The organism is Saccharothrix mutabilis subsp. mutabilis, from assembly GCF_039521145.1.
Classification (GTDB): domain Bacteria; phylum Actinomycetota; class Actinomycetes; order Mycobacteriales; family Pseudonocardiaceae; genus Actinosynnema; species Actinosynnema mutabilis.
On sequence record NZ_BAAABU010000013.1, the window covers coordinates 54,962 to 69,265 of the forward strand.

Consider the following 14,304-nt stretch of genomic DNA (forward strand, 5'->3'; position numbering starts at 1 on the left):
CGCGGTACTGGCCGCTCGGCGTCCACCATTGCTGTCAGGGTCGATCCCATGCAGGCACGAAGCGACAGTAGACGGACGAACATGCGCGTCGTCGTGGTCGGGGGTGGGATCGGCGGGCTCGCGCTGGGGGCGGGGCTGCGTCGCCGGGGCTTCGAGGTGGCGGTGTTCGACCGTGACACCGATGTGGCCGCGACCGGCGGCTACCACATCACTTTGGACGAGCGGGCGTTGTCGGCGTTGGAGGGGTTGGTGGAGCCGGAGATCATGCGGCGGCTACTGGCCTCGGGTTCCGCGCTGCGGGTGCGCGAGCGTGACGTCTTCTGGGACCGCCGCGGCCGACTGCTCGGGTACGGCCCGGACCTCAGCCGCAGTGCGAGTGTCGACGTCGATCGCATCACCCTGCGCACCCTGCTCGCCGAGGCCGTCGGCGACGACCTGCACCTGGGGCGGACCGCGGTCGGTGTCGACCACGACGACAACGGTGCGCCGCGCGTGCTGTTCACCGAGGGCCCTTCCGCCTCCGCCGATCTCGTGGTGGGCGCCGACGGTGTCCACTCGGTGATCGCCCGCCACCTGGCCGGAGGCCCGACGAGCAGTCCCGCGGGCATCATCGGGTTCTCCGGCCGTACCCGCCGCACGGACCTGAGCCCCGCCGAGCGGCGGCGCCTCGGGCCACGTTCGGGGTTCGCGATCGGTCCGCGGGGCGCGGCGCTCTACGTCGGCTTCCTCGACCCCGTCGGCAACGCCGCCCTGGACGCGCCCGACCTGCGGATGTCGGTGACCACCGGACCCACCTACATCTGGGGTGCCATGTTCCCCGAATCCGGCGAGACCGACGCCCTGCGCGACTTGCGCGACGGACGGTTGCGGGCCGCGCTGCTCGACCGGTTCCGGCGGCGGGGTTGGGCCGAGCACACGCTGGAGGTGATCGCCCGCGCCGACTCGCGCAGCGTGGCCGCGTTCCGCTTCAACGCCGCCTCGACTCGCGCCGCCGACCTCGCGCCGTGGCCCGCGGGGTGTGTCACCGCGCTCGGCGACGCCGTCCACGCGACACCACCCACAGCCGGGATGGGGGCCGGCGCGGCCATCCGCGACGCCGCCGCCCTGCTCGAAGAGCTCAGTGACGACACCGCCACGCCCACCGAGGCGGTCAGCCGTTTCGAGGCCGGCATGCGCCTGCGCGGCAGCGAGGTCCTCACCCTGGCCATGAAGACCGTCCGGTGGATCCTCGCCACCGACACCGCACTGGGCGCCGCGGCCAACACCGTGACCATGCCGATCCTCGCCGCAGCGGCCCGGCTTCGCCGTTGACGGGGCAACCGACGGCCGCCGGCGGTCGACGCGAACGGGCACCCCCGGCACGGAACACGGCCCCGCGATCCGGTTGGCCACCCGGGTGGACGTATGGTTCCAAGACCGACCGGCGCCTCGAAAACGCCGCTGCCTGCGGGTATCACGGCCGACACCAGGAGGATCGCGCGGTGGGCATCGAGCTGCAGTACTTCTTCAACTCCCCGCTGCCACTGCCCGAACTCGCAGCCGTGCTCGACCACGAACTCGGCTGCGCGTTCAAGCCCTACCAGAGCGACGAACCCGCCTACTCCACCACGCTGTTGGGCATGGGAGTCTCCCTCGGCCGCCACGACTTCGAAAACGACTGCGAACTCGACTTCGAATCCTTCCAGTACTACCTGGACCTGCAGACCTCCGCGGGCATGGGCGACCGGCGACCCGTCCAGCTGCCGCTGCTGCTGGCGATCACCCACGTCATCCACCGCCGACTCGGCTACCCCGGAATCCTCGTCTACGACCTGCAGATCCTGCTCGCCAGATACGAGCAACGCGGCAGCGGCCCGGATCACACCATGGTCGACACCCTCTCCGGCACCTCCCCGCGCGACTACGAAAACCACCTGCACACCTTGTGGAACCGCTGCCCTCCGGGCTTCGGCAGACCCCACGCCGAGCAACCGCACCCCGCCGAGACCAACCCCACACCGCACCGGCGCTAGCGGGTAGCCATCGGGCTCCCGGCGGGCAAGCGTGTGGTCCACTGTGGACGTGTTTGCCGTGCGGCAGGATGGGAACCCCGGACGGTCACGTACCACAGAACAGGGGGTTGGCGTGTCGGGACTTCGGCGATCCGCGCTGGTCGGCGCGCTGCTGGTGGCGCTGGGAGCGTGCGGCGGGCCCGAGTCGACGCCCCAGACCCCGGGCCCGACGTCCACGACCGGGGACGCCGCGCCCGTCGAACGCGTGTACGTCTCGTTGGGCGACTCGTACGCGACCGGCTACCGGCCGGCGGAGGCGGGGACGTCCGCGGGCGGCGACCGGGCCGGTTTCGCCTACCTCGTCGCCGAACGCTCGCGGCTGCGGTTGATCAACCTCGCGTGCAGCGGGGCCACGTCCACGCAACTGCGGGCCGAGCCCGGCTGCGCGCCCGGCAACCGCGGCCCCGACGCGCCGGACCCGGCGGGACGCACCCAACTCGACGCCGCCGTGCGGGCGTTGCGCGACCACCAGGGTCGGGTGGGCCTGGTGACGGTCGTCATCGGCGGCAACGACCTCGCGCCCTGCGCACGCGAGCAGGACGCGCTGGCGTGCGCCTCCCAGGCCGTCGCCGCCGTGCGGGCCAACCTGGCCGCCACGCTGCCCGCCCTGCGCGAAGCCGCCGGCGACGCCCCGATCGTGGGCCTGACCTACCCGGACGTGTTCCTCGGCGCGTGGGTCTCCCCCGCGTTCCCCAACGGCCGGGACCTCGCCCGCCTGTCGGTGTCGCTGTTCCGGGACTTCTTCAACACCGCCCTCAAGGCCGAGTACGAGAAAGTCGGGGCGACGTTCGTCGACGTCACCGCCACGACCGGCGGCTACGGACCGCTGACGGAGACCACACAGGACCCGACCCACGGCCCGATCCCCACGCCGGTGGCCAAAGTGTGCGCCCTGACCTACTTCTGCCAGCACACCGACGTGCACCCGACACCCGCCGGTCACGAGGCGATCGCGTCCGCCGTGCTGTCCGCCACCGGCCGCTGACTACCGCACCGCACCGTCACGTTCTGTGACCGATTCGGTACAGTTGCCGTATGGTGACGCGTTTCGCGGTGCTGGGCGCCATCGAGGCTCGTACCGGCGGCGAGGTGCTCGAACTGGGATCGCCGAAGCAACGCCGCGTGTTGGCCGTGCTGCTCGTGCACGCCGGGCAGGTCGTGCCGGTGGAGCAGATCGTCGACGCCGTGTGGCACACCGACCGGCCGCACCGGCCCAAGGAGACGCTGCAGACCTACGTCGCCAGGCTGCGACCCGTGCCAGGGGTGGAGATCGTGCGCCGCTCCGGCGGTTACCTGCTCGACGCCGCCCCGGAATCCGTTGACCTGCACCGGTTCCGCGCACTGGTGCGGCGGGCCCGCGAGCTGCCCGACGCCGACGCGGCGGGACCGGTCGCGGAAGCGCTCGGGCTGTGGCGCGGCGAGCCGTTCCACGGCGCCGGCACGCCCTGGTTCGTCACGCAGCGCGCCGCGCTGGTCGAGGAACGCTTCGCCGCGCGCTTGCTCCGTACCGACATCGCGTTGCGGTGCGGCGGGCACAGCGCGCTGGTGCCCGAGCTGATCGCGGCGGTCGCCGAACACCCGCGCGACGAACGGCTGGTCGGTCAGTTGTTGCTCGCGCTGTCCCGCGACGGGCGTCAGGCCGAGGCGTTGCGGTACTACGAGGACCTGCGCGTGCGTCTGCGCGAGGAGCTGGGCGCCGATCCCTGCATCGAGTTGCGCCGGCTGCACCAGCAGCTGCTCGCCGACGACGACGCGGTTCCGCGTCAGCTTCCCGCGCCGCCGCCCGCCTTCGTCGGGCGTGCGGGAGAACGGGCCACTTTGGACGAAGCGACGCGCGGGGTGGTCGTCGTCGGCGGGCCTGGTGGCGTCGGGAAGACCGCGCTCGTCCTGCGCTGGGCACACGACCACGCCCACCTCTTCCCGGACGGGCAGCTGCACGCGAACCTGCGCGGCTTCGACCCGTCCGCGCCTCCCGCTCGGCCGAGCGTGGTGCTGCACGGGTTCCTGGGCGCGCTCGGCGTCCTGCCCGAACGCGTACCGGACGACCTCGACTCCCGAAGCGCGCTCTTCCGGGCACGCGTCGCGGGGCGGCGGATGCTGATCGTGCTCGACAACGCGTGGAACGAGGACCAGGTCCGGCCACTGCTGCCGGGCGGGGACACCTGCCTCGTGGTGGTGAGCAGCCGCAACCGGCTCACCGGGCTGACCGTGGCCGAGCAGGCGCGGCCGGTCACGGTGCCGATGCTCGCCGTCGACGAGGCGATCGCGCTGCTGACCCAGCGGCTGGGCGCCGAGCGGCTCGCCGACACCGACGCGGTGCACGACCTCATCCGGCTCACCGCCGGGCTGCCCCTCGCGCTCTCCGTGGTCGCGGCACGGGCGCTGACACGTCCCGGCTTCCCGCTGCGGGCGCTGGTGGAGGAACTCCGGGACGAACGCCGACTGCTCGACGCGCTGGACGCGGGCGAACCGGCGTCCAGCGTGCGGGCCGTGACGTCGTGGTCCTACCGCCGGCTGTCCGCGCCCGCCGCGCGGTTGTTCCGCCTGCTCGGCGTGCACCCCGGCCCCGACATCGACGTGACCGCCGCGTCCGCGCTGGCCGGCGCGGAGGCCGGGCCGTTGCTCGCCGAGCTGACCAGGGCGCACGTCCTGGACGAGCCGGCGCCCGGCCGGTTCGCCTCGCACGACCTGCTGCGCGCCTTCGCCCGCGAGGTGGCCGGGCCGCAGGAGGCGCGGCAGGCGCTGGACCGGGTGCTCGACCACTACCTCCACACCGGGTTCGCCGCCGAACGCCACCTCTCGCCGCACTGGCCGCCCATCGACCTGGCACCGCCGGGCGCCGGCGCCGCCGGTTCCTACGACGAGGCGATCGAGTGGTTCACCGCGGAACGGGCGGTGCTGCTGGCCTGCGCCGACCTGGCCGCCCGGGAAGGCCGGGACGTGCACGCCTGGCAGCTGCCCTGGGTGCTGTCGACCTACCTCACCCGCAGCGGCCACTGGGACGACCGGGCCGCGACCCAGCGGGCCGCTCTCGCCGCCGCGCGTCGGCTGGGCGACCACGCCGCGCTGGCGGAGACGTTGCTGCTGCTGGGTCGCGGGCACAGCGTCCTGGGTGATCAGTCAACTGCGATCGGCGAGCTCACCGAGGCGCTCGCGTCCTTCCGCGCCGTCGCGAACCCCACGGGTGAGGGCATCACCCACTTCTCGCTCAGCGTCGCGCACGCCCGCCGCGGGAACGCCCCGGCGGCGCTGGACCACGGACGGCAGGCGCTGGCGTTGTTCCGCGCCACCGGCGACCGCGCGTGGGAGGCGTTCAGCCTCTGCGCGACGGGCTGGTACCACGCGCAGCTCGGCGACCTCGACCTCGCGGTCGAGGAGAGCCTCGCCGCGCTGCGCCTGTTGGCGGACGAGGGCGACCGGGACTGCGAAGCGCACGCCCAGCGCACCCTGGGGTTCGTGCGGCGGCAACGCGGTGATCTCGCCGCGGCCGTCGGCCACCACGAACGCGCCCGCGAACTCTTCCACGAGCTGGGCGACTCCTACAGCGAAGCCGTCACCGCCGACTGGCTGGGTGACGCGCTGCACGCCGTCGGCCGGGTTCCGGCTGCCCGGGAGGCGTGGCGGCGCGCGGAGTTCCTGTTCACCGAACTGGAGTTGGACGAAGCGTTCGCGGTGCGGGCGAAACTGGCGGGCTGACCCCTTCGAAAACCTGGAATTCCCAGGTCAGCGGGCCAGGACGACAGCCGGGTGAATCCGTAGGATTCGCCTACATGCGCAGCACCAAGGCAAAAGCTGTTCCCCGCTCTTGGTATTTCAGCAGGTTTTTCTGGCGGTACTACTGGATCAGGCTCGTCGAGCTGCTCGATCGTCCTTTCCTCGTCGGCCCGGCGGTGATCGCCCTGGGCGCGGCGTTCCTGGTCGCGAGCCTCCCGGACGGGACGAAACTCCTGGCCAAGCGCCCCGGCTGGTCCTGGCTCGCGGGACCGGGCGAGGCCGGCGTGGCGCTCAAGGCCGCGCTGCCGCCCGTCGCGTCGTTGCTGACGTGGATCAACTACGCCCTGGCGGCGTACCTGGTGGCCCTCGTTCTGGTGTCGTGGCGGCACAAGCGGCCCGACCTCGTCCGGTGGGGGCTCGGTGTGCTGGTGGTGTCCACGTTCGTGGTGCACGGCATCACGTGGCTCCTCGTCCTGGGGCGTTTCCTCGTGGGGCTCGTCGTCGCGTTCGTCAGGTGGCTGGCCGACCTCATCGCCCTGATGGGGAACGTGTTCTACGACTACGTGATCCAGCCGGTCGTCGGACTGTTCTCGCTCCTGCTGGGAGACCTGGCGTGGGTCGGGGCGTTGGTCGTCGTCGTGGTGGTGTCGGCGGTCCTGGGTGACGTCTGGTCGAAGCAGCTCAAGAGAGCGATGGTGATCGTCGGTGCCTGCGCCGTGGTGGTGGGCGTGGTGGTGGGCGTCGTCCTCGGCTTGCGTGCGCTGTTCGGTCTTGTCCCGGAGTGGCTCTGGCAGCCGGTGGTGTCGATCGGCGGCACCGTGCTCGGGTGGCTGCTCGCCGTCGTCGCGTGCTGGATGGCCGGGCGGTTGTTCCTCGACCAGCTCCGCGGCGGCGCGCACGCGGGCAGTGGCCGGAGGGGGGTGGTGATGGGCGCGATCGCCGTCGGGTCGACGCTGGCCGTGCTGATGCTCGTGGGCAACGTCCACGGGGCGTACGCGCTCTACCCCGCCGACGTCGAGGCCTGGGCGCGAGCGGTGCTGCTCAGCGACGCGCCGAAGCTGGACGCGACGGTGACGCTGCTGGTGATCGGCCTGTGCGTGCTGGGGGTGCTGCGGAACCTGGGCCGGATGCGGACCGAGCCGGGAATGGAGGCGTTCCACCGCTCGCTGCTCTTCACGATCATCGGCGTCTACGTCGCGGGCGGCATCGCCGGGCTGGACAAGGAAACCTCGAACTGAGGCGGCGGTTCTGCCGCGTGGTCGCGTCACGCGTTGCCGCCGAAGGCCGGGGGTCGGGCGCGAGTCGGGGGGGTCGGGCGCGAGTCGGGGGGTCGGGCGCGAGTCGGGGGGTCGGGCGCGAGTCGGGGGGTCGGGCGGTCGGGCCTTCGGGGAAGGCCCGACCGCCGTGGGGAACGGTCACCAGTAGCCGTTGTAGGCAGCCAGGTGCGTGGCGACGTAGCCGTAGCCGCCGGTGCTCAGGTGCAGCTTGTACCAGAGGTACCGCGGGTTGCCCGCGTAGCTGGTGCACGGCCACGGGCCGGTGACCTTGTCGCCGCGGTGTTTGACCCGGACAACCGGGTACGCCTCGCCGGCCCCGAGGCGGATGTTCACGGGGTCACCGGTGATGGTGTAGTGGCAGACGGCCGCTACCGTCACGTCGTCGGTGGTCGACGGCGCCGCCTGCGCCGTCGCGGTCCCGCCCGACAGGGTCAGCACCGCCATGACGGCGGCCGGCACCCACCCGATCCCCCGCCTTCGTCCTCGCGTGGGACGAGGTGTCACTCGATCGCTCATGATCACACACTCCGTAGCTCGGTTTCTCCGACGCGACCAGGTTGAGCAGCCGATCGTGTGAATCGGTTGCCACTTTCCTGCATTGCGCTGGTCAGCCCGTTATCCCTGGTCTGTGCACACGGGGAGGGCGTGGTGACCGCGCGGGTGGTCCTGCTCGGCGAGGTGGCCGTGCGGATCGACGGCCGGTCGGTCGACCTGGGTCCGGCCAAGCAGCGGTGCGTGCTGGCGGCGCTGGCGGTGGACGCGCCGCGGCTGGTGCCGGCCGACCGGTTGGTGGCCCGCGTCTGGGGCGCGGACGCCCCGCGCCGAGGGCGGAAGACGCTTTACAGCTACCTCTCCCGGCTGCGCCGGGCCCTGTCGGGCACCGACGGGGTGGCGGTGGTCGGTCGTTCCGGCGGCTACGCGCTGGTGGTGGACCGGCTCGACCAGGTGATCGACCTGCACCGCTTCCGCGAGCTGTGCGTTCGTGCCCGCGAGCACGGCGACGACGTCGAGGCGGCGCGATTGCTGACCGAGGCGCTGGCACTGTGGCGCGGGTCGGCGCTGACCGGCGTCAACGGCGCCTGGGTCGATGCCGAACGCGATCGGCTGGAGCAGGAGCGGCTGGCGGCGCGGAACGACCTGTCCGACGCCCGGTTGCGACTGGGCCACGGTGCTCGACTGGTGGTCGAGCTGGCCGCGCGGGCAGCCGAACACCCCTGGGACGAGCGGGTCGCCGGACAGTACATGCTCGCCCTGCACCAGAACGGACGCACGGCCGACGCGCTGGCCCACTACCGGCGACTGCGGGAGCGCCTGGTGGCGGAGCTGGGCACCGATCCCGGTGCCGCGTTGCGGGAACTGCACAGACAGGTCCTGGCCGCGGACCCCGCCTTGTCCCCGGCCACGACGGACCCGGGCGGACCGCGAGCAGTGCCCCTCCAGTTGCCGTCGGCGCCGGCGCTGTTCACCGGCCGAGTCCCCGAACTGGCCGAGCTGGATCGCGCGCTCGCCACCTCCGACGACCCGGCCGGGCACGGCGACGGGGGCGCGGGCACGACGGCGGTGATCTCCGCGATCGGCGGCACGGGCGGCGTCGGCAAGACCTGGCTCGCGCTGACCTGGGCCAACCGCAACCTGCACCGCTTCCCCGACGGGCAGCTGTTCGTCGACCTGCGCGGCTTCAGCCCCGGCGACCCCAAGCAGGCGACCGAGGTGCTGGCCGACTTCCTGTCCGCCCTGGGCGTCGAGCGCGACCGCCAACCAGCCGACCCGGACGCCCGCGCCGCGCTCTACCGCACGCACACCACCGGCAAACGCCTCCTGGTCCTGCTGGACAACGCCGCCTCCGTCGAGCAGGTCGTCCCGCTGCTGCCCGGCGGCGGCTCCTGCACCGTCCTGATCACCAGCCGGCACCGCCTGCCCGCGCTGCTCGCCCGCCACGGCGCCCGCCCGGTGCGGGTGGGTCTGCTCACCGACGCCGAGGCCCGCGCCCTGCTCGACACCGCGCTCGGTGCCGCCCGCGGGGCCGACGTCGAGCGGGCGGTCGCCGAACTGATCGCGTGGTGCGGCGGATTCCCGCTGGCGCTCGGCCTGATCGCCGCACGCGTCCGGTCCCACCCGGACCTGCTCCACGACGTCGTGGCCGAACTACGAGAGCACGGCCTGCACGCACTGGACTCCGACGACCCCGAGGCCAGCTTGCCCGCGGTCCTGTCCTGGTCCCTCCGCCACCTCACCGAGCGGCAACGCGAGGTGTTCGCCCTGCTGGGCGTCGCCCCGGGACCGGACACCGACCCGCACGCCGCCGCCAGCCTCACCGGATCATCCACACCCGACACCCGGGCCGTGCTGCGTGCGCTGACCGACGCGTCCCTGATCACGCCCGTGCCCGGCGGCCGGTACGCCATGCACGACCTCGTCCGCGCCTATGCCGGCGCCACCGCGCACGCCACCCTCCCGGCCGCGGTGCGGCGAGCCGCGTTGGACCGGGTGGTCGACTTCTACCTGCACACCGCCCACACCGCCGACCGCCTGCTGGACCCCCACCGCGAAACCATCCGGCTCGCCCCACCGGCCCCCGGCGTCCGCCCCCGCCAACTTCCCGACGTGCCCGCGGCGTTGGCCTGGTTGGACACCCACCACCCCCACCTGCTGGCCGCCCAACACACCGCCATCGCCCACCGCCGCCACGAAACCGTGTGGCACCTGGCCTGGGTCCTGACGACCTTCCAACGCCACCGGGGGCACCGCCACGACGAGTTGGCCGTGTGGCGGGCCGCCGCGGACGCCGAGCTGCCCGACCTCGCCGCTCGCACGCTCGTCCACCGGCTCCTGGGCGACGCGCACGCCGCGCTCGGGCAGCACGAGGTTGCCGTCGCGCACCTGCACGAAGCCCTCGCCCTGGCCGAACGCCACGGGAACCACGCTCAACAGGCCCACACCCACCACACCCTCTCGTGGGTGTGGGAACAGCGCGGCGACGACCGGCAAGCCCTGGAGCACGCCCGCCGCGCCCTCACCCTGTACCGCGCCCTCGACCAGCCGGTAGGGGAAGCCGTCGCGCTCAACGCGGTGGGCTGGTACGCCGCCCGCCTCGGCGACCACGACTCCGGCCGCGCGGACTGCCGGGCAGGCCTGGCCCTGTACCGCCGCCACCACGACCTCGCGGGCGAGGCCGCCGCCCTGGACAGCCTGGGCTACATCGAGCACCACACCGGGCACCACCGGCAGGCCGTCCACCACTACCGGGAGGCCCTCGCCCTGCGGCGCGCCCTCGGCAACACCAACCAGGCCGCCGACACCCTCGACAACCTGGGCCACCCCCACGCCGCCCTCGGCGAGCGCGCGCGGGCCCGGGAAGTCTGGCGGGAAGCCTTGGTGTCGTACCGCGAACAAGGACGCAACGCCGACGCCGAACGAGTCCGCAGGCAACTCCGGGATCTCGACGGACTCGACGACACCACGACCTGAGCCCCACCGGAACTCCTCGTCCAGGTCCGCTCGACATGATGCGCGCTCGACCCCGCCGGGCCGATCGACTGGAGCGACCTCGCCGGTGGCGCGGGCTACTTCGACCAGGCCCACTTCGGCCACGAGTTCCGGGCGTTCACCGGGCTCACCCCCACCCGGTACCTCGAAGTCCGGCGGCGGTTCCTGCGCGAGCACCCCGGCCACGCGCTGGACGGCCGGCCGCTGCCGGCCGATTGATTTCTCACAAGAGCGACGGCTCGCGCCACGTTAACTTGGCCGCACCCCAAGACTTGAGGAGAGGCCCGTGGGCAAGGTGGTCATGTACGGCTCGGTGTCGGTGGACGGTTTCATCGCCGACGACAACGACCAGCCCGGACCGCTGTTCGACTGGTTGACCAGCGGTGACGTTCCGTTGGACGACAGCGGCGCGCTGAAGGTGTCGCAGACCTCCCACGACTACACCCGGTCGTACTGGGACCGGATCGGGGTGACGGTCGCCGGCCGCCACGTCTTCGACCTCACCGACGGCTGGGACGGCACGCCGCCGAGCGGGATCGACCACGTGGTCGTCGTGACGCACCGCCCGGCGCCCGAGGGCTGGGACCCCGCCGCGCCGTTCCACTTCGTCAGCGGGGTCGAGGCGGCCGTGGCCAAGGCGCAGGAACTCGCCGGTGACCGCATTGTCGAGGTCGCCGCCGGCGACGTCGGTGGCCAGGCGCTGGCCGCGGGTCTGGTGGACGAGGTGCGCATGGACGTCGTGCCCGTCGTGTTCGGGTCGGGCAAGCGCTACTTCGGGTCGATCGACGCGCAGCACCTGCTGGAGGACCCCGATGTGCTCCCGGGCAACCGGGTGCTCCACCTGCGCTACCGGGTGCGCCGTTGACGAATGTGAGCCGCCGGTCACGATCATGGCCGATATCGGTTGTCCGCGTGGACCTCCGGGGTTAGCGTCCGGGCCGGATGCTGTCGATCATGGAGGCCTGGAATGTTCTCGATCCCGCTCGGCCGCGACGGGGCGCGGTTGTGCCCGCTCGAACCGTGGCACGCGGAGGAGTTCCTGGCCCACCTCGATCGCGGCCGGGAGTTCATCGGGCAGTACATCGGCTTCCCCGATCGCGCGACCGATGTGGACTCCAGCCGGGCGCTGCTGCGCGAGTACGCGGACAAGGCGGCCTCCGACACCGGCAGGATCTACGGCATCTGGACCGGTGACACCCTCGTGGGCGGCGTGTTGTTCCGCCGGATGGACTTGGCGCAGGGAGTGGTCGAGGTGGGCTGCTGGCTGGAACCGGCGGGCACCGGCAAGGGTCTGGTCACCCGGGCCGCGCGCACGATCATCGACTGGGCGGTGGAGACCCGGGGCGCGCACCGCGTGGAGTGGCGGGTCAACCCGGCCAACGTGGCGAGCGTCGCGGTGGCCCGCCGACTGGGCATGACCCGCGACGGCGTGCTCCGTGACGCCGTGGCGCACCGGGGCAAGCGCTCCGACCTGGAGGTGTGGTCGGTGCTCGCGCCTGAATGGCGCGCTCAGCGCGGGTGAGGCTCAGGCCGCTCAGCGGTTGCCTCCTTCGACCAGCGCCAGCCCGAGACCGGTGCGCAGCGACACGAGGTTGCGGCCCTCGCGCCGGCTGAAGACCAAGCCCGTCGCCCGCAGCACGTCCAGGTGCTGCGACGCCGCCGCCACCGTGATGCCCAGCCGCGCCGCCAGTTGCGACACCGTGGCCGGCTGGTCCAGCTCGGTCAGCAAGCGGGCGCGGGTGGCGCCGATCAACCGCGCCAACCCGTCCCGCGCCGGCGCGGGCGGGCGTTGCCACAGCGCGCCGAAGCCGCGCGCCGGGTAGCACAGCGCCGACCGGCACGGGCCTTCGCGCAGGTAGACGTCGGGCCAGGTGAACGCCGAGGGCACCAGCACCAGGTCCCGCTCCCCCGCCACGACCCGCCGGTCCCACACCCGGACGCCGTCGGCGTGCGTGGCGACGTCCGGGTGCAGTTCGGCGAGCACGGCGGGCGCGCCCCGGTCGACCAGGTGCTTGCCCCGGCGTTCGATGTCGCCCTGCAACACGCCTTCCAGCCGTGGCCACACCGGGGCGATCACCGCGTCGTACACCCGCCGCAGGCGTTCCAGCACCGCGGACAGGGCACCGGGTCCGGCGAGCAGGCCGGGGTCGTCGGGCAGCGCGGCGGCCACCCGCTCGGGCCGGGCGAGGTCGGGCAGCGCGTGCAGCGCGGTGTCCAGGTCGAGGAACCGGACGCTGGGCGTCGGGATCAGGAACTCCGGCACCACCGGCAGCGTCGCCAGCCTGGTCAGCGGGGTGGGGTCGGGGCCCAGCCCGTCCAGGCGGGGGCGCGCCCAGGCCAGCCACGACCGGTGGACGTCGGGAGCGCGGTGGGCGGCGGCGAGCACGCGCAACGCCGCCACGGTTTCCCACAGCGGCGAGACGGCGAATCTGACGGGCACGGTTAATTCGACACTTAAACATCCTCGTTTTCCACTCCGCTGGGCAGGGTGACCGGCATGTCACGAGGGTGGGCGCGGTTGCAGGCCGTCGCGGTGTCGGGTTCGGTCGCGGAGGGGTTGATGCTGACGGTGCTGCCGCTGGCGGCGGTGTCGATCACGACCGATCCGCGGGAAGTGTCGTTGGTGCAGGTGGTGGGGCAGTCGCCCTGGTTGCTGTTCTCGCTGTTCGCGGGGGTGTTGATCGACCGGGTGCGGCGCACGACCGTGCTCGGGTTGGCGTTCGCGGTGCAGTGCGTGGCCGCGTCGGCGTTGGTGGCGTTCGGGGTGGCGGGCGCGTTGAGCCTGCCGTTGCTGCTGGTCGTGGCGTTCGTGGTGACCTCGGCGCAGGTCCTGGGTGACGGCGCGAGCGGCGCGCTGGTGCCGGAGGTGGTCGAGCCCGACCGGTTGGCCGCCGCCAACACCCGGCTGATGCTGATCGACCGGGGTGTCGTGCAGTTCGTCGTGCCCCCGGTGGGTGGCCTGTTGGCCGGCTTCGGGTTCGGGGTGCCCGCGGGTGTCGCCGTCGCCGCGGCCCTGACCGCCCTGGTGCTGAGCCGGGGTGTTCCGTCGACGGCCGTCACACCGGCCGCCGGGCATCCGTTGCGCGACATCGCCGAGGGGTTGCGGTTCCTGGTGGGGACGCGGCTGCTGCGGTCGATCACGATCGCGGTGGCGCTCGGGGCGTTCTCCTCCAGCGCGGCGTTGGCGGTGTTCGTCCTGTACTCGCACGAGGTGCTGGGCCTGGGGTCGTTCGGCTACGGCCTGATGGTGACGGCGATGGCCGCGGGGTGGGTGGTGTCGTCGTTCGTCGTGGGCCGGGTCGTGGCGAAGCTGGGGTACTCGTGGTCGATGCGGGGCGCGCAGTTCGGGCTCGTGGTGACGCAGGCGCTGATCGCGGTGCTGCCGCCGTGGCCGGCGGCGGTGGCGGCGGTGGTGCTCGTTGAGTCGGTCGTGGTGATGGTGTGGAACGTGTGCTCCCAGTCCAGCCGGCAGCGGTTGACCCCGTCCGGCCTGCTCGGGCGGGTGCTGACCGGGCACCGGGCCCTGGCGTGGGGCTTGGCGCCGTTGGGTGCGCTCACGGGCGGGGTGGTCGCGTCGTGGACCGGGCTGCGCTCGGTGTGGTTGGTGGCGGCGGCGATCCAGGTGGTGGCGTTGGCCGTGGCGTGGCGGGGGATGTCACCTCGGGCGTTCGCGGCGGCCGAGCGCGCGGCGGACGAAGGAGCCGTTCGGGCGTGACACGCGGCACCTCTGCGTCGGCTGCGACTTGGCGAACATCACCCGTTCGGACCCGTCTCCA

General features: G+C 73.0%; 11 protein-coding genes and 1 pseudogene. 10 read left to right on the top strand and 2 right to left on the bottom strand.

What is annotated here, in order from left to right; translation table 11 throughout:
• The first annotated feature begins 81 nt into the window (after positions 1-81).
• The 5 genes from ABD126_RS25060 to ABD126_RS25080 all read left to right on the top strand — a co-directional run bounded on the left by ABD126_RS25060 (position 82) and on the right by ABD126_RS25080 (position 7,003).
• Positions 82-1,311: an FAD-dependent monooxygenase gene (locus ABD126_RS25060; RefSeq protein ID WP_343936350.1), complete on the top strand. Its 1,230-nt coding sequence runs from the start codon at positions 82-84 to the stop codon at positions 1,309-1,311.
• A 170-nt stretch (positions 1,312-1,481) separates the two neighbouring features.
• Positions 1,482-2,012: a hypothetical protein gene (locus ABD126_RS25065; RefSeq protein ID WP_343936351.1), complete on the top strand. Its 531-nt coding sequence runs from the start codon at positions 1,482-1,484 to the stop codon at positions 2,010-2,012.
• A 112-nt stretch (positions 2,013-2,124) separates the two neighbouring features.
• Positions 2,125-3,036: a GDSL-type esterase/lipase family protein gene (locus ABD126_RS25070; protein ID WP_343936352.1), complete on the top strand. Its 912-nt coding sequence runs from the start codon at positions 2,125-2,127 to the stop codon at positions 3,034-3,036.
• Positions 3,037-3,086: 50 nt separating this feature from the next.
• The gene (locus ABD126_RS25075; protein WP_343936353.1) at positions 3,087-5,747 is read left to right on the top strand and encodes an AfsR/SARP family transcriptional regulator; all 2,661 of its coding nucleotides are present in this window, start codon (positions 3,087-3,089) and stop codon (positions 5,745-5,747) included.
• Between the two features lie 74 nt (positions 5,748-5,821).
• On the top strand, positions 5,822-7,003 hold the full coding sequence (locus tag ABD126_RS25080; RefSeq protein ID WP_343936354.1) for a hypothetical protein: 1,182 nt from the start codon (positions 5,822-5,824) through the stop codon (positions 7,001-7,003).
• A 177-nt stretch (positions 7,004-7,180) separates the two neighbouring features.
• Here the strand turns inward: ABD126_RS25080 and ABD126_RS25085 are convergent, their stop codons facing one another.
• Entirely contained in the window at positions 7,181-7,501 is a 321-nt protein-coding gene (locus ABD126_RS25085) for an SH3 domain-containing protein (RefSeq protein ID WP_343936355.1), read from the bottom strand.
• A 189-nt stretch (positions 7,502-7,690) separates the two neighbouring features.
• Here ABD126_RS25085 and ABD126_RS25090 point away from each other — a divergent pair, with 189 nt between their 5' ends.
• The 4 genes and pseudogenes from ABD126_RS25090 (at position 7,691) to ABD126_RS25105 (ending at position 12,050) form a co-directional block, all read left to right on the top strand.
• Entirely contained in the window at positions 7,691-10,510 is a 2,820-nt protein-coding gene (locus tag ABD126_RS25090; protein WP_343936356.1) for an AfsR/SARP family transcriptional regulator, read from the top strand.
• A gap of 42 nt (positions 10,511-10,552) precedes the next feature.
• Positions 10,553-10,747: pseudogene (locus tag ABD126_RS25095) on the top strand (helix-turn-helix domain-containing protein); the annotation flags it as partial.
• Positions 10,748-10,814: 67 nt separating this feature from the next.
• Entirely contained in the window at positions 10,815-11,393 is a 579-nt protein-coding gene (locus ABD126_RS25100) for a dihydrofolate reductase family protein (RefSeq protein ID WP_343936357.1), read from the top strand.
• Positions 11,394-11,495: 102 nt separating this feature from the next.
• Complete coding sequence (locus tag ABD126_RS25105; RefSeq protein WP_343936358.1) at positions 11,496-12,050, top strand: GNAT family N-acetyltransferase; 555 nt, start codon at positions 11,496-11,498, stop codon at positions 12,048-12,050.
• A 12-nt stretch (positions 12,051-12,062) separates the two neighbouring features.
• On the opposite strand, the gene ABD126_RS25110 is transcribed toward ABD126_RS25105, so the two are convergent.
• Positions 12,063-12,968: an ArsR/SmtB family transcription factor gene (locus tag ABD126_RS25110; protein WP_343936359.1), complete on the bottom strand. Its 906-nt coding sequence runs from the start codon at positions 12,966-12,968 to the stop codon at positions 12,063-12,065.
• A gap of 57 nt (positions 12,969-13,025) precedes the next feature.
• Between ABD126_RS25110 and ABD126_RS25115 the strand changes: the two genes are divergently transcribed.
• Positions 13,026-14,243 carry an MFS transporter gene (locus tag ABD126_RS25115; RefSeq protein WP_343936360.1) on the top strand — a complete coding sequence of 406 codons (1,218 nt, stop codon included), beginning with the start codon at positions 13,026-13,028 and terminating at the stop codon, positions 14,241-14,243.
• Positions 14,244-14,304 lie beyond the last annotated feature (61 nt).

Coding starts and splice junctions, on each gene's coding strand:
- ABD126_RS25115 (WP_343936360.1), top strand. CDS start 13,026: ATGTCACGAGGGTGGGCGCGGTTGCAGGCCGTCGCGGTGTCGGGTTCG.
- ABD126_RS25075 (WP_343936353.1), top strand. CDS start 3,087: ATGGTGACGCGTTTCGCGGTGCTGGGCGCCATCGAGGCTCGTACCGGC.
- ABD126_RS25080 (WP_343936354.1), top strand. CDS start 5,822: ATGCGCAGCACCAAGGCAAAAGCTGTTCCCCGCTCTTGGTATTTCAGC.
- ABD126_RS25060 (WP_343936350.1), top strand. CDS start 82: ATGCGCGTCGTCGTGGTCGGGGGTGGGATCGGCGGGCTCGCGCTGGGG.
- ABD126_RS25105 (WP_343936358.1), top strand. CDS start 11,496: ATGTTCTCGATCCCGCTCGGCCGCGACGGGGCGCGGTTGTGCCCGCTC.